12 protein-coding genes are annotated in these 15,548 nt (G+C 70.1%); 8 read left to right on the forward strand and 4 right to left on the reverse strand.

The window, feature by feature from the left end; genetic code table 11:
* A partial coding sequence (locus tag Q664_RS37045) for a hypothetical protein (protein ID WP_043407042.1) occupies nucleotides 1-1,990 on the forward strand: 1,990 nt, incomplete at its 5' end.
* Entirely contained in the window at nucleotides 1,987-3,327 is a 1,341-nt protein-coding gene (locus Q664_RS37050) for a hypothetical protein (RefSeq protein WP_043407044.1), read from the forward strand. The genes Q664_RS37045 and Q664_RS37050, both read left to right, overlap by 4 nt.
* Before the next feature lie 12 nt (nucleotides 3,328-3,339).
* Here Q664_RS37050 and Q664_RS37055 read toward each other — a convergent pair whose 3' ends face one another.
* Together Q664_RS37055 and Q664_RS37060 are read right to left on the reverse strand one after the other, a co-directional pair.
* A complete protein-coding gene (locus Q664_RS37055; protein ID WP_043407047.1) occupies nucleotides 3,340-4,560 on the reverse strand; it encodes a zinc-dependent alcohol dehydrogenase in 1,221 nt (406 codons plus the stop codon).
* A 132-nt stretch (nucleotides 4,561-4,692) separates the two neighbouring features.
* The gene (locus Q664_RS37060; RefSeq protein ID WP_043407050.1) at nucleotides 4,693-6,195 is read right to left on the reverse strand and encodes a Ppx/GppA phosphatase family protein; all 1,503 of its coding nucleotides are present in this window, start codon (nucleotides 6,193-6,195) and stop codon (nucleotides 4,693-4,695) included.
* Between the two features lie 150 nt (nucleotides 6,196-6,345).
* On the opposite strand from Q664_RS37060, the gene ppk1 reads away from it, so the two are divergent.
* The 6 genes from ppk1 (at nucleotide 6,346) to Q664_RS37090 (ending at nucleotide 12,562) form a co-directional block, all read left to right on the forward strand.
* Nucleotides 6,346-8,502 (forward strand): polyphosphate kinase 1, encoded by a 2,157-nt coding sequence (gene ppk1 / locus Q664_RS37065; protein WP_235217026.1) that lies wholly within the window; start codon nucleotides 6,346-6,348, stop codon nucleotides 8,500-8,502.
* 78 nt (nucleotides 8,503-8,580) lie between these two features.
* Nucleotides 8,581-9,291 carry an Imm52 family immunity protein gene (locus tag Q664_RS54210; RefSeq protein WP_043407052.1) on the forward strand — a complete coding sequence of 237 codons (711 nt, stop codon included), beginning with the start codon at nucleotides 8,581-8,583 and terminating at the stop codon, nucleotides 9,289-9,291.
* 35 nt (nucleotides 9,292-9,326) lie between these two features.
* A complete protein-coding gene (locus Q664_RS37075) occupies nucleotides 9,327-11,111 on the forward strand; it encodes a DUF2380 domain-containing protein (RefSeq protein WP_235217027.1) in 1,785 nt (594 codons plus the stop codon).
* Nucleotides 11,108-11,578, forward strand: a complete 471-nt coding sequence (locus Q664_RS55525) for an NUDIX hydrolase (protein WP_075207623.1) — start codon at nucleotides 11,108-11,110, stop codon at nucleotides 11,576-11,578. The genes Q664_RS37075 and Q664_RS55525 overlap by 4 nt, the downstream gene beginning before the upstream one ends.
* A gap of 20 nt (nucleotides 11,579-11,598) precedes the next feature.
* On the forward strand, nucleotides 11,599-12,069 hold the full coding sequence (locus Q664_RS37085) for a hypothetical protein (protein ID WP_043407060.1): 471 nt from the start codon (nucleotides 11,599-11,601) through the stop codon (nucleotides 12,067-12,069).
* Nucleotides 12,070-12,091: 22 nt separating this feature from the next.
* Entirely contained in the window at nucleotides 12,092-12,562 is a 471-nt protein-coding gene (locus Q664_RS37090; protein ID WP_043407062.1) for a hypothetical protein, read from the forward strand.
* 127 nt (nucleotides 12,563-12,689) lie between these two features.
* Here the strand turns inward: Q664_RS37090 and Q664_RS37095 are convergent, their stop codons facing one another.
* Nucleotides 12,690-13,622: a DUF2381 family protein gene (locus Q664_RS37095; RefSeq protein ID WP_043407054.1), complete on the reverse strand. Its 933-nt coding sequence runs from the start codon at nucleotides 13,620-13,622 to the stop codon at nucleotides 12,690-12,692.
* 66 nt (nucleotides 13,623-13,688) lie between these two features.
* A partial coding sequence (locus Q664_RS37100) for a serine/threonine protein kinase (protein WP_043407056.1) occupies nucleotides 13,689-15,548 on the reverse strand: 1,860 nt, incomplete at its 5' end.

Consider the following 15,548-nt stretch of genomic DNA (forward strand, 5'->3'; position numbering starts at 1 on the left):
TGGGGGGACTGTCTCCCAGGGCTCCGCCACCTGCGGCGGCCAGGCCGTGCCCCCGGGCTGGCCTGACTTCTCCTCCAGCGGCGAAGCGCTGCTGGCGCCCTTCCTCACGTGCACCTCGCCCGCTGAGTACGTCGCCCTGCAACAGCGCGTGGACATGCCCCGGCTGGTGGAGGCCCTGGACGAGTGGAGCGCGGTGCGGCTGGGAGCCCTGGGGCCGGTGCGACAGGACGCCTCCCCTGTGCTGCAACGCAAGCGCGCCGCCTTCCTGGTGAGTGCCTCCGAGCGCTATGGCCCCTTTCACGCCGAGGTGTTCGCCCTCTTCGTATTGCACTCGGCCCACGACGACGAGGTGGACGCGCTGCTGCGGCTGCTGGCCCGGGACAAGCAGTTGGGGCAGACGCTGGCCCTCATGCCCGCCGTGCGCCAGGAGTTGGAGACGCGCGGCCTGCCCCTTTCTCGCTACCCGGAGCGGGGCGAGCAGTCCGGGGACGTGCTGAGGGGCCTGGGCCGTGCCGCCCGGGACGCGCTCTCCACCAGCTCCCTGGTGGACGGCGGGCGCTACCTGGAATTGACGCAGAGGTGGGCGCACCTGCCCCCGCCCTACCAGCACGCCGCCCGCGAAGTGGAGCGCGCCCTGGCGCTGCGGCACTTCTCGCCAGGCAGCGTGGCGCTGGGCACCTTCGACTCCATGACATTCGGAGTGCCGCTGGGCTTCTACTACCTGGTGGCGGGCACGGGGCAGGGCGCGCACTCCCTGTCCCAGGGGCACTACGAGCAGGCCACGCGCGAGCTGGCACCCGTCCTGCTGCTGGGCACCCTGTATGCTGGAGGCAAGGGCCTGCGTGCCCTGTCCCAGGCTCGGGCAACGCTGGAGCCCCAGGCGGTGGAATCGCGCCTGCGGGAGCTCGCGCGGCAGGTGGAGGACAGGCTGGGGGTGGAGGGCCTGCGGGAACTGGCCCGGGACATCCGCACGAGCCGGGAAGCAGGCGAATTCGTGGCGGTGGGAGGCGTGGACGCCGCGCTGGCGCTGCGCGACGCCGGGGGAGATGTGGCCCGGGCGCAAGCACTCATGTCCAGGGCTCGGCCCGGGGCTCCTGGCGCCCCGGCGGGAAGCGGAGCGCGGCAGGGCTCCAGGCAGGTAGCCACCGGGGCGGATGACGCCGAACGCGCCGGCCACAAGGCAGGTGCGGCGGAGCGCGCCGGGGGACTGGCCGCCCTGGTGGACGAGGGGGCGGGCCTTTCCCGGGAGGTGGTGGAGGCGCGGCTGGCACTGGTGGAGTCGGAGGCTCCGGGCGCGCGTCTGTCCCGGGACGTGGCGGCGCTGGAACGGCAACGTCCTTCGCCGGATGCTCCGCCGCCCGGAGCCGAAGGCAACCCGCGTTGGGGCGAGTACACCGCCTATTACGAGAAGCGCCTGGGAGAGCTCCGGCAGGGCAAGGCGGCCAAGGGGCCCCTGCGCTGGGCGGACTACGAGCAGTTGTGGGCAAGGTTCGCCCGGGGGATGGCCTTCGAGCGTCTCATGGTGGAGTTGCTGGAGGCCGACGCGAAGCGGCCCCGGGCCGAGCGCCACTTTCTCGGGGCCTTCCTCCAGCCGCGTGTGCTGCGCTCCGTGGGAGTCTGGAAGCCGGAGAGCGGCCTGCGCTATGCGGATGTGCTCGTCATCGAGGAGGGGGGATCTGCCGGAGCGCCCCCTCGTGTCGAGACCTTCAGCTTCAAGAGCCGCGACCTCTCGGGGTTGAAGTACGATGCCTTGAAGGCGCAGATGATGGAGGATGCGCGCGAAGCGCTCCAGAAGTATGGAGGGGTGCTGGACATCCGTCGGCACTCTCTCCAATCTCGTTTGCACCAGGGCCGCGAGGTGTCCGTCCAGCGGGTCCGCCTCATCTATGAGGGGAGGAACGAGCTCAAGCCCAACAAGCCAAAAGATTTGGCGGCAGCCATGCGAGAAGCAGAGCGCCAGGTTCCAGGAGTGGAGGTGCTGTTGCAATGAAGGTGCTGGAGTTTCACGGCGAGAAGGACGAGGACTGCCTGTGGCTTTCTTTCGAAGGTGCCTTTGATCCATGGGCGGCAAGGCAGAGCGAGTTGGAGCCCTTCTTCCGCGCGCTCGAGGCGCATGCCGACGGGTGGATGCCGGACGTCGCTGAAGGCAAGAGGCGGCGCAAGTACGCCCACGCCGCCATCTGGAAGGCGTTGGAGGAAAAACACAGTGGGGCTCGCACGAGCTTCGGTCTCTACCGGACGAAGTGGCCCGCGTTGGATATGTCATTCGGACTCTGGCTGCCCCCCGAGCCGCCCACGCTGGATGTCTGGCTCAATGTCAAACCGCTCTCCCTCTTCGCGGACGCGGAGCGCTGCCGCCACTTCGTGGAGATGGTACGCGCCTGGGCCTGCCAGTACCCGGTCTCCCACGCCCTGGCCCACAGCGCTGATGACGTGGCGTTGACGGGCTTTCCTGACTTTGGCCGCGACAAGGAGACCTGGTACCGGGACGGCTTCGACAAGGTGTACGAGGTGGGCTGGCTCAACGTCTTCGGTCCCAGGCTGGTGGAAACGGTGGGCCGCGAGCGCGTGCTGTCCACGCCGGCCTGGCGGGTGGAGGAGTTGCCCAATGGCTGCGTGCTGCTGGTGACGTGGCCCACCGCCGCGGACTTCGCCAGCGACGAGGCGCGCCTGGCCCAGGCTCGCGCTCACGCCCACTTGCGGCCAGACCTGGACTTCGAGACGGTGCTGCGCACCCTGCGCGAGCGCAGCGCCACGCTCGCCCCCGTGGAGCCCCGCTTCCACCCGGACGTGGCCCCGCTCCTCACGCGCGTGGTGGACCGCACCGCCAGTTACGAGCGCCAGCGCACCATCTCCGGGCTCAACGCCTGGCAGCCGCCCGAGCCCGAGGAGTGGCGCCCCGCCGACGCGGCCCTCCCCCCGGACGTGGATGACCTGGCGCGCGCCCTGGAGCACTACGGCACCCTCGCCGAGCACCTCGTGGCCCTGCTGCACACGAAGGTGCCCTCCGTCTTCGACGAGACGCCCGAGTCCCTCACGGACGTGGACTTCTACTTCTGGCGCGAGAACTTCCCGAGGAGCCGCCTGCGGGAGAACATCGAGGCGTACGCGGTGCCCGCCATTGGCGCGTACCTGGGGGAGGTGCTGGTGCGCAACCTGGGCGGGCGGTGGATACCGCGCCAGAAGCTGGAGGAAGCCCAGGTGCGGGTGGGCAGCCGGGTGTGGCTGCCCTTCGTCCGAGCCCGTCACTACATGGCCTCGCGCCAGGCGCTGTTGGACTACTCCCTCACCCGGCTCTACCGCGTGGCCGCGCGCCATCGCGCGTGAAGGCAAACCGGCTCACGTCAACATGGACGGCTCGAGCTCCACCTTCATCCAGCCCGGCTTGCGAGCGTCGAAGGAGCGGTAGGCATCCAGGGCGCTCGTCAGCGGCTGCACGTGCGAGAGGATTTCGGTGGGGTCCACCGCTCCCGTGCGCACCAGCTCCATGAGGTGGGGGATGTACTTGCGGTGGTTGCAGTTGCCCATGTTCAGGGTCAGGTTCTTGTTCATCGCCTGGCCGAGCGGGAACGTGCGCATCTGCTGCGGGTACACGCCGATGATGGCCAGCGTACCGGCCTTGGCCAGCGACTCCACCGCCCACATCACCGCCTGGGCCGGCGCGTCGCCCGGCACCCAGTTCTCTCCCGCCGGGTTGGTGTGCGGCGCCACTTCCTTCACCTCGCGCTTGAACTCGGCCTTGTCCTTGCGCGCCTCCTTCGCCGCCGGCCCGTGGTGCGCGTGCATGGCGTCCACGCCCACCGCGTCGATGGCCCGGTCCACGCCGATGCCCCCCGTCAGCCGGAGGATGGCCTCCACCGGATTCTCCGCGTCGAAGTTGATGACCTCGGCGCCCAGGCTGCGCGCCGCCTCCAGCCGGTCCGCGTGGCAGTCGATGGCGAAGATGCGCCCCGCGTCCATCAGCTTCGCGCTCAGGATGGCGAACAGGCCCACCGAGCCGCAGCCGAACACCGCCACCGTGTCCCCGGGACTGATCTCCGCGATGTCCGCCCCGTAGTACCCCGTGGGGAAGATGTCCGACAGGAGGATGGCCTGCTCGTCCGTCACCTCGTCCGGAATCTTCACCAGCCCCACGTTGGCGAAGGGCACCCGCGCCTTCTCCGCCTGCAACCCGTGGAAGGGCCCGCTCAGCTCCGGCCCGCCGAAGAAGGCCGTCCCCGCGCGCTTGCCGTTGGGGTTGGCCACGTCGCATTGCGCGTAGTACCCCGAGCGGCAGTACGAGCACGTGCCGCAGGCGATGGTGGACGGAATCACCACCCGGTCTCCCACGCGCAGGTTGCGCACATCCGGGCCGAGCGCTTCGATGATGCCCACGCCCTCGTGCCCGAGGATGGTGCCCGGCCTCATGCCCGGCATGGTGCCTCGCACGAAGTGCAGGTCCGTGCCGCAGATGGCGCTCGCCGTCAGCTTGACGATGGCGTCCGTGTCCTGCTGGAGGACGGGCTCCGCGACATCGTCGAGCCGGATGTCCCCAATGCCATGAAAGACGACTGCCTTCATTGCCGCTCCTTCCCCCCGCGGGGCTCCAGGCGCTGAGCGCGCTGGCGTCGGAATCTCCCCGCTAGGGGTGGGCACGCGCCCCGTCCGGTGCCAGACAGAGGCGCTTCCCCTCCTGGAGGGCGGGCGGCGGGGCTAGCGGCTGACGTGCAGGGCGAGCCGCTTGCCGAAGACGCGGCGGAAGAGGGCCGTCTCGCGCTCCACCGTCCACAGCTCCAGGTCCACCGGCTGGCGCGACTTGAAGTGCAGGGACACGGCGTCGCGGCCGTTGACGGCCCGCAGCTCCTTCACCGGTTGGTGGTGGCTGCTGTCCAGGGCGTTGGCCACCCGCAGCAGCGTGGCCAGCTTGCGCACCAGCCGGGCCTCGGTGGTGCTCAGCCCCGCCATCCCCGAGTGGTTCAGCTCCGGCGGGCTGCGCTGGTGGTAGCGCGCCACCCGGGCCACCAGCTCGCGCTCCTGGTCCGCGAGGCCGGGGATGTCGCCGTTGTGGATGAGGTAATAGGTGTGCTTGTGGTGGCGCTCGTAGCTGACGGCGTTGCCCACGTCGTGCAGCAGCGCGGCCGTCTCCAGGTAGGGCCGGCACGAGAGCGGCAACTGGTGCAGCGCGGCCAGGTCGTCGAAGAGGGTGAGGGCGAGCGCCGCCACCTGCCGCGCGTGCTTCTCGTCGAAGAGGAGGCGCCGTCCCATGGCCACCGCCGCGTCCGCCAGCGAGTGGTCCTCGCGCGTCTCGTCCTGCCGGTACAGCAGATCCACCAGCAGCCCATCGCGCAGGCCCCGGTTGACGCCGGTGACGGTCTCCACGCCCAGGTGCTTCGCCACCCGCTCGAGCACGGTGGCGCCCGCCACGATGATGTCCGCGCGCCGCGGGTCGAAGCGCTTGCGCCGCCGCTCGGGCGTCATCTCCGCCAGGGTCTCCACGGCGCTCGTGAGCTGGCGCACGGACACGTGCCCCGTGCCCTCGCTCGCGGCGAAACCCACCACCGCGTTGATGGTGCCCGAGGAGCCCAGGGCCACCCGGGGCAGGTTGGACAGGCGCTCGGGCATGCCCTTGCGCATCTGCTCCTCCACGTAGCTGCGCATCAGCCGCAACTGCTTGGGCGTCACCTTCCCGGCGGCGTCGAACATCTCCGTCAGCCGCACCGAGCCCAGCGCCAGGCTCCACAGCTCATCCGGCTTCTCCCCCGTGGCGAGCACCACCTCGGTGGAACCTCCGCCAATGTCCACCAGCAGCGAGCGCGTGTGCGGCGGCTTGCGATGCAGGACTCCGAGGCAGATGAGGCGCGCCTCCTCCTTGCCGCTCACCACCTCCAGGTTCAGCCCCGCCTCGTCGCGCACCCGCCGGACGATCTCCTCGCGGTTCTTCGCGTCCCGCATGGCGCTGGTGGCCACCGCGCGCACCCGGGCCTTGTGCCGCCGGCACAGCGCCGCGTAGCGCCGCAGCGTGGACAGCAGCCGGTTCGCCGTCTCCTCGGGCATCTCCCCGCTGGTGAAGACACCTTCTCCCGGGCGGATGGGATCTCTCTCCTGGTGGAGCGTCTCCAGCGAGCCTTCCGCGTCCGGCCGGGCCAGCTCCAGGCGGACGGCGTTGGTGCCCACGTCGATGGCGGCGAGCACGGGCTGTTGGGGAGAGGTGGGCATGGGGTGGGCGCTCGGGGTGGTTGCTGCTCGAAGGATAGGGCCTCCACTGTCGGGCGGCCCACCTTTTACCGGGGCTTCTTGACAGGTCCGTGACGTGACGTCACGGGGCCGTGACGTGACGTCACCCGTTCCCTGCCAGACTCCAGGCCCGTGGAATTCAATGATCCGCAGCTCTTCATCAATCGCGAACTGTCCTGGCTCGCCTTCAACGAGCGGGTCCTGGACGACGCGCGGGCCCGGGAGCTGCCGCTCTACGAGCGGTTGAAGTTCTTCGCCATCGCCGCCTCCAACCTGGACGAGTTCTTCATGGTCCGCGTGGCGGGCCTGAAGCAGCAGCTGGCCAGCGGTGTGGCGGAGCCGGCGGCGGACGGCCTGCTACCCGCCGAGCAGCTCAGCGCCATCAGCGAGCGGGTGCACGCGCTGGTGGACGCGGCCTCGCGCCTCTGGGCCGAGGAGCTCCATCCGGGGCTGCTGGCGGCGGGGGTCTCGCTCCTCACGCGGGACAAGCTGACGGCCGAGCAGAAGGTGGCCGCGCGTACCTACTTCACGACCTTCGTCTTCCCCGCGCTCACCCCGCTCGCGGTGGACCCGGGCCACCCCTTCCCCCACCTGCGCAACAAGTCCCTCAACGTGGCGGTGCTGCTGCGGCGCGAGGGCCCCAAGCGCCGGCGCAACATCCAAGGCACCTCGCTGGCCGTGGTGCAGGTGCCGAGCGTGCTGCGCCGGCTCGTACCCATGCCGGGCGAGAAGGGTCTGGCCTTCCTGCTGCTGGGCGAGGTCATCGCCCTGTGCGCCGCCGAGCTCTTCCCCGGCTACGTCGTGGAGCACGCCGCCGCCTTCCGCGTGACGCGCAACTGGGACCTCAACGTGGACGAGGAGGAGAGCGAGGATCTGCTCTCCACCCTCCAGGAGGAGCTGCGCCGGAGGGACCGGGGCGCCGCGGTGCGCCTGGAGCTGGATGTCTCGGCGAGCCCGCAGATGGAGTCCCTGCTGATGGCGGCCCTGAAGCTGGGGCCCATGGACGTGTACCGGCAGCAGTTTCCGTTGCAGCCCTCGGACCTGATGGCGCTCACGGAGCTGGATGCGCGGCCGGAGCTGCGCGTGGAGTCCTTCACGCCCACGGTGCCCCCGGTGCTGCGCGACGTGGAGTCCATCCTGGACGTCATCGCCGGGCGCGACATCCTCCTGCACCACCCCTACGAGTCCTTCGATCCGGTGGTGCGCTTCCTGGAGGAGGCGGCCGAGGACCCGGACGTGCTGGCCATCAAGCAGACGCTGTACCGAACCAGCGGGGACAGCCCCATCGCCCGGGCGCTGTCGCGTGCGGTGGAGAACGGCAAGCAGGTGGCGGTGCTGGTGGAGATCAAGGCCCGGCTGGACGAGGCCAACAACATCGCCTGGGCGCGGAAGATGGAGGAGAGCGGGGTGCACGTCGTCTACGGGCTGATTGGCCTGAAGACGCACGCCAAGGTGGCGCTGGTGGTGCGCCGCGAGGGCAATGGCATCCGCCGCTACGTGCACCTGGGCACGGGCAACTACAACCCCCACACCGCGCGCCTGTACACGGACCTGTCCCTGTTCACCTCGCGGGAGGAGATCGCCGACGACGTGAGCGCGCTCTTCAACATGCTCACGGGCTATGCGGTGGCCCCTCAGTGGAAGCGGCTGGCCGTGGCGCCCATGGGCCTTCAGGAGAAGGTGCTCGCGCTCATCCATCGCGAGGCGGAGAAGGCCCGGCGGGGCGAGCCCGCGCGCATCGTGGCGAAGATGAACTCGCTGGTGGACTCCACCGTCATCCGAGCCCTCTACGCGGCGAGCCAGGCGGGGGTGGAGATAGAGCTGTTGGTGCGGGGCATCTGCTGCCTGAGGCCCGGGGTGCCCGGGGTGAGCGAGCGCATCCGCGTGACGAGCGTGGTGGACCGCTTCCTGGAGCACAGCCGGGTGTTCGCCTTCGGGGCGGGGAGCAACCCGGAGGTGTGGATGAGCAGCGCGGACTGGATGCCGCGCAACTTCCTGCGCCGCATCGAGACGATGTTCCCCGTGGAGGACCCGGCCATCCGCCAGCGGCTGCTGGACGAGGTGCTGGGGGTGGCGCTCCGGGACAACGTGAAGGCGCGGAGGCTGCAGGTGGACGGTACCTACGTCCCGGTGGGACGGGACGGGACGGCGGTGCGCAGCCAGGGGCTGCTGATGGAGCTGGCCCGGCGCAACAACCAGCCGGACACCAAGCCCCTCCATGCGCTGCGTCACGCGACGGCCCCGGACGCGCCCGTGCCCTCGCGCCAGGTTCCCCAGACGGGGAGCTGAGCCGACCCCACCGGGAAGGTGGGGGGGCATCTCATTCTGGGATGGTCACTTTGTTACCCATGGCGTATGTCATGGCCAATGGAACTTTTCCAGGCGGGGGCACATTGGTCGGGACGGAGGGAGTCCGCCGTGGCGTGTGCCCGGCGCGTGGAGGTGCTCTTCCGGCAGTTGGGACGGTGTGATCCCGCCTATGCGCGGTGGTTCGAGTACGCCTACTCGCGCAGGCACTCGCTCCAACTGCCGTTCGAGCCCACCTCCGAGACGTTCTTGCGTTTCTTCGAGCGCAGGAAGTACCGGCTGGCGAGGGAGGTGTTCACCTTCGAGGCGTGGACGGGACAGGAGCAGCAGGGACGGGGCGGCATGCTGAGCTTCACCTGTGGCTCGAACGAGCCGTTCTATCCCAACGGGTGCCTGCTGCATCTGCCCCGGGAGGAGCCGGCCGCCAGCCGGGTGCTCACCGTCGCCGTGCTGAAGGAGGTGGTGCGCGCCATGGTGCAGGCGTGGGATCCGGACGGATGCGCGGTGATTCCGGAGGGAGACCGGGGCGCGAAGAAGAAGATGGAGGACGGAGGCACCTGCCTCGGGTGGCTCACGTATGTCTCGGGCCGGCGGGGCAAGGTGCCGTCCCTGCCGAGGCCCGCGCGTGCCGAGCCGATGGAGGCCCAGGGCACGCTCATCGTCCTCACGCCGGAGCGCTTCTCCCTGGGGAACCCGGCCCATGTTGCCTTGGCCGGGCGCGTCCGCGAGCGGCTGGAGAAGGCCGGCCTGCTGTCCCCGCTCCCGGGCTGAGACGGGCGGAAACGGTTTGCCACCGGAGGCCCCTCATGCGTCCGCCTTCACCCCCCTCGTCCCCCGCCGGGCAGAGGCTCTCCAACTGCGTGGCGCTGACACTGGCGCTGCTGATGTTGGGCGGGTGCGCCACGGGCGCGCCTCCGCCGGGCCTGCTCTCCAGCGCTCGTCCCCACGGCCTGACGCCGCTCTTCTCCACCCAGGCGCGCCCGCCCGGGCCCGTGGACTCCGCGGCGACGGCCGTGCCGCCCGGGGACGCTGCTGACGCTGACGAAGAGAGACGAGCGGGTGCTGCGGCTGGTGGCGGTGCTCGGGCGGGCCGTGGCGGTGGCGGTGGCGGGCCAGAGGCTGAGCGGCGCCTGGGGCCTGCACCTGGCCAGATGAGCCTGCACGACACGCCGCGCGAGGCCACGGGGCCTGCCATGGCCGGAGGGCCGGGCGAGCAGCCTCCACTCGCCCGCGACTCCCAGCCGCCCTCTCCTGAGCCCGAGGCACCGGAGCGGCTGCACCGTCGCCGCGGCGCCCGGGAGGCGGTGACGGCGGCGGGCCCAGGCGGCTCCGACGCAACGGTATGGCGGAGCGCCCTCGCCACCCACCTGGCCTCTCTCAGCGCCCTGCGCGAGGTGTCCGCCTCCTCGCGCCTCCTCTCCGGCGAGCTCTCCAGACTCGAGGCCAGCGACCTGGGCATCGCCGGTGTGGGCAACGGCATCTTCGTCCGCTACGTCGACTACGGCGAAGCTCAGCTGCGGTGGATTGACGCCGAGCTCGCCGCCGCCACGGAGCTCGCCGCCGAGGCGTCGCAGGTGGAGGACCCGGACATGCAGCTCGCCCTGCTGCGCCTGGCCGGCCCACGGTTGGAGGCCGCCATGATGGGCTCCATGCTGCTGGCCGTATGGGTTGACTTCCTCAACCTCACCGACGCGGCACTCTCCCGGCGCCTCAATAGCGTGGAGGCGCTCTTCATGAGGATGGACGGCTGGCGGAAGATGCTGGAGCCCGCCATGACGGCGCTCTCGTCGCAGGAGCCAGGGCAGGTGGAGGCAGCGGCGCAGGACATGCCTGCCCTGGTGAGCCACCTCACGCGCGATCTCGCCGCGCTCCTCGAGGCAATGAACAAGGGGGCGAAAGTCCTCGAGGCGGCGCTGGTGTTGAAGGAGTCCATGGAGGCGCTCACCCTCCTGTCGGCGCTGAAGTTCACACTGCCCGCGCTGCGCGCGGCGGCGCCCGTCACGCTCGGCGTGGGCCTCATGGTGGGCCCCAACGGGGTGATGATGGGGACGCGGATGGTCGTCACCGCCGAGTGGGTGGAGATGATGCGCCAGTTGGTGCGCGCGGGCGTCCTCTCCCTGCCCGCCGTCAGCGCCGCCGTGCGGATTCAGGCCGGCCACGTGATGATGGCGCGGGGGCACGGCGAGCTGCCTCGGGGCGTGCGTGAGGCGCTGGGAGATAGCCCCGAGGTGCGGGGCATGCGCGTGACGGGCAAAACGGGGGCAGGCATGGCCGAGCCTCCGCGCCACCACGTCATGCCCAAGGAGTTCCGCGAGTGGTTCGAGAAGCGCGGCTTCACCGGAAAGATGAGCATTGATTGGTTCTGCGTCACGCTGCAGCAGGCACACCACCAAGCAATTCACGGTGGTGGAAACTGGAAGCTGGGACGCAAATGGCCCGGTGAATGGAACCGGATGATCATGAAGGTGCTGCGCGACGCCGAAGTTGAAGCCGGCCGGACATTGACGCGGAACACGATCCTGGAGATCGTCGCGGAGTACATGAAGGAGTACGGAATCCCTATGAACTTCATCCGCTGCGGTGGGAGATGAGCGACGGACGTGCTTGGGAGGGCAACGTGAAAGCGCGCCTGTATGAGCGGGTGCGCCAGCGTGGTTATGATTCGCTCACCGCCTTCGCCGAAGCTCGCCCCACCGCCTCACTGTTGGAACTAGCGGATGAGCTTGGTCCTGATGACATCGCAGCAGTGCAGGTCTTCAGCGGGTTGGTGGCTGAGGCGGAGCGTAGCCGTCGCGTCACACGTTTGGTGCGCGGGCAACTCGTGCGCGAACTGTCTCAGCGTCTCCCAGACGGTTGGCCGGCCGTGCTTGACGACGAAAACCGTCTCAAGGTTGCCGTGGCACTCGCCCGGTGGGGGACCTACACCCCAGAAACTCATGAACAGCACGTCGAGCGGGCCAAGGCAGCGCTTCGCGCTTCTCCGCCACCACCCGGCTGGCGCCCACTCGGTCCTGACGACGAGTTGCTGCTCACTCTCCTGCCCGACGAAGAAGTTTGAGCGTCACCCTGGACAGGACCATGAGCGACGGACGTGCTTGGCAGGGCAACGTGAAGGCGCGCCTGTATGAGCGGGTCCGCGAGCGCGGTTATGATTCGCTCACCGCCTTCGCCGAGGCACGCCCTGCCGTCCCCTTGTATTTGCTGGCCGAGGAATTGGGCAAGGATGACGTTGCCGCCGTGCAGGTGTTGACCGGGTTACTCGCTGAGGCCGAGCAGCGCAAGCAGGTCACGTGCTTCGTGCGCGACGTGCTTGTGCGCGAACTGTCCGAGAGTCTCCCCAACGGCTGGCCGGCCGTTCTGGACGACGCAAGCCATGGAGAGGTTGCCTTGGCGCTCGGCACGTGGACCGCCTACTCTCCAACAACCCATGAGGAGCGTGTAAGGAGGGCTGGCGACGCGCTCCTCGCCACTCCACCACCGCCCGGCTGGCGTCCCCTCGGGCCCGACGACGAGTTGCTGTGCACCCTTCTGCCCGACGAGGAAGTCTGAACTTCACCTCTTGGAGTGGAAGATGAGCCACGGACGTGCCTGGGAAGGCAACTGGGTAGCCCGCCTGTATGTGCGGGTGCGCGAGCGGGGTTACGACTCGCTTACCGCCTTCGCCGAGGCGCGTCCCACCCTCCCCCTGAATTTGCTGGCCGAGGAGCTTGGCAAGGACGACGTCGCCGGAGTGCAGGTGTTCAGAGGGTTGCTTGCCGAGGCGGAGCGAAGCCACCGGGTCACACGTTTCGTGCGCGATGTTCTCGTGCGCGAACTCGCGGAGAGCCTCCCTGCCGGCTGGCCGGCCGTGCTGGACGACGCAAGCCGTGGAGAGATTGCAATAGCGCTCGGCACGTGGACCGCCGACACCCCAGAAACGCACAAGGTTCGGGTCAGGCAGGCTCGAGCGGCCCTGTGGGCCTCGCCGCCGCCCGCCGGCTGGCGCCCACTCGGTCCTGACGACGAGTTGCTGCTCACTCTCCTGCCCGACGAAGAAGTTTGAGCGTCACCCTGGACAGGTCCATGAGCGACGGATCTGCCTGGCAGGGCAACGTGAAGGCGCGCCGCTGTTCGCGCCGGTTGTTTCCATGCGGCCCACCCCCTGAGACGCGGCCCACGCGCGTTGCCGATCAGGGGAAGGTCACGCCGCGCACGGTGAGCGTGCGCGCTCCGCCCGCATCGACCAGATGCAGGCGGAAGGTGCCCTGGAACTGCTCCACCGGGGCCTCCGCCTCCACCACGAGCCGCTCCTGCCCTCCCGGAAACAGGGGCCCGGATTGCCACACCCGCGTCACCCGCAGCCGGACACCGTCCGTGCTCACCAGTTCCGCGCCCTCCGTCGTCCAGGGCAGAGCACTCGTGTTCTTCACGTTCAGTTCCACCGCCACCTGGTTCTGTTTCTCGGCGCGGTAGCTCCAGGCCTCCAACACAAAGAGTGGCGCTCCGGGTCGCTGGGTGATGAAGGGACGGAGGTCTTGCGCCACGACGGCCTTGCCCTTCTCCACCAGCCCTGCGCCCAGCAGGTCCGCGAGGGTTCCGGGACGTGGCCCCTCCGGACGGGCACGCTCCCGAGCCAACGAGGCCTCGCACCGCTCGGCCCGCTCGCGCTGCTGCCGGGACTCCAGGTGCAACGACTCACCCGAGCGGGGCTGACGGAACACCCGCACCTGGTGCTCGGCCCGGAGGGGGTCCACTGTCAGCCGCAAGGTGACGCCAGCGGGCACCTGTCCGTCCGCGAAGCGCACCGTCACCGTGAGCGGCCCGTCCGGCGGCGGCGCCTCCGCGGGCAGCAGCATCACCATGCCTTCGGCCTCATTCACCGCCACCTTCACCCACTGCCCGCCCGCCACCTGCACGCCACCAGGTCGCAGTGGCGTGTCGAACACGAGCGTCGTGGACTGGTGGGGACGGATGCGCACCAGGTGCTGCGCCCCGGCGTTCTCCGCCGTCAGCTCCAGGTGGCGTGCACCCGACGTGTCCCACTCTTCCAGAAGGGGCCGGGCAGGGGCGGGGGTGGACACGAGGAGCGCGAGCAGCAGGGGGGCGGTGAGCAGCGTACACATGGGGGTGACCTCCAGGGTGGCCTACCCTAACAGGGCCTCGGAAGTGGGCTCCTCTTGTTCCTCTCGTTAGCGGGAGCGCCGCTTCTTGTCGTACCGCCATGCCTCGCCGAAGCGCTCCACCATTTCGAGATACCCCACGGATATGACGACGGCGGTGTCCTGGCCACTGCCCTTCTGCTTTTCCCAGCCCCAGTGGGGCCCGGACCTCACCTCCAGGCAAACCGGATAGGACTTGCCCTCGGGGGTATACGCCTGGGTGATGCGGGCCTGCACCCGCTCGCCGAAGAGCAACTGGCCGGTGAACAGGGTGTCGCGCGGCAGCTTGCCCCAGTGGTCCTGGCCATTGAGACGCACCGTCACCAGGCCTGGCCTCACGGTCATCAGCCCGTCCTGCCACGGGTGAATCTCGATTCCCTCGGACTCTTGAGTGAGCGCCAGCTCCTGCATGGCCTGGGCGGCACCAGGGGGACACTCGGCGGGAGGCGGCAGTGGGGGCGTGGGCAGCACGTGGGCCGTGGTGGCGGGGCTGGGACAACCGCTGGCCAGGGCGCAGCCGAGCACGGCCGCGCCCACCTTCGTGGCCGAGGTGCCCGTCTGCTTCGAGAGGATGGGGGCTTTGGCTTTCGCTGGAGTCTTCACGTGCGTCTCTTGGGGCAGCGTCGCACGGGCGACGGGCGCGGGGGTTGCCGCCCCGTGGGGCGCCGCGCCACCGTCACCTTCTGGCTGCTTCCACGGGGGAGCCATTTCCTTGCCTTCCCACTTCTGGGCGATAGGAAAGAACTCCGGTGGTAGGTTGGCGCGGGGTGTCCCCAGCGGTGGGGTGGTGTGCACGGAGGCATTGGGCGAAGGGCGCATGGCGAGCCACAGCCCCAGGCCCAACACGAGCACCGCGCCGGCGGTCAGGAGCACCCGGCGCGTGCGTGCGGCGGGCCGCATGGTTTCCCGGGCCCGCGGAGCCGGTGGTGCTTCCACCCGGACCACGGCCTCTCGAGTTCCCTCCGGCTCTGCGAGTGGCACGGCCTCCGCCGAGGTCTCCTGGAGCACGACTTCCTCGGGCATCACCTCCGGCGCGGTGAGCGGCACGGATGGCTCCGAAGGCGCCGCGCACACGGGGGGCGCCGCGTGTTCCCCGTGCCCTGGCTGCGCTGGCGAGAGCAGGGTGGACACCTCGTCGGGCGCACGCGGCCTGCCGCGCACCGGCACCCGGGCGTAGGCGGCCCGCCGCTCATGGATCGCCATCACGTCCGCCCCCCGCCCCATGCCGCGTTCGAGCACGGTGGTGGCGTGGTGCGGCCCCCATGCCTCGCACAGCGGCACCTGCCACGTCTCGTCCGCCTGCTTCAGTGCTTCCTCGATGGCCGTGTCCACCGCGAGCGCGTCCGCGTATCCCTCCTCCGGATGTTTGCGCAGCATGCGCCAGCACACCTCGCCCAGCGCCCGCGGCACCCGGGGATTGTGCTCGTGCGGCACCGGCGGCTCCTCGTGCAGGACGGCGTGCACCAGCTCGCCCTCGCGGCCCTGGAAGGGCAGCCTGCCCGTGAGCGTGAAGTAGAGCTCCACACCGAGTGCCCACACGTCATCGCCCGGGCAGGCACGCGAGTCCTCCAGGCCGCGCCAGGCGCGCCACACCCGGGGGCCGAGGTAGGGCCAGGTGCCCGGGGGGAAGGGCCCTGTCACTGGAGGGGCGTCCTGGTAGGTGGCCACGCCGAAGTCCACCAGCACCACGCGGCCCTCTCCATACACCAGCAGGTTGGCGCCCTTGACGTCGCGGTGCACCACGCCGGCCTCGTGCACCACCGACAACTGTCGCGCCCCCTGGCCGAACAGCTGCGCCACCTCGAGGGCACAGGGGTTGTTGACGCGCGTCCACACGCTCAGCGGCAGCCCGCGCACCAGCGGCATGACGAGGAAGAGATAGAGGGGCTC

Source organism: Archangium violaceum Cb vi76, from assembly GCF_000733295.1.
GTDB lineage: Bacteria > Myxococcota > Myxococcia > Myxococcales > Myxococcaceae > Archangium > Archangium violaceum.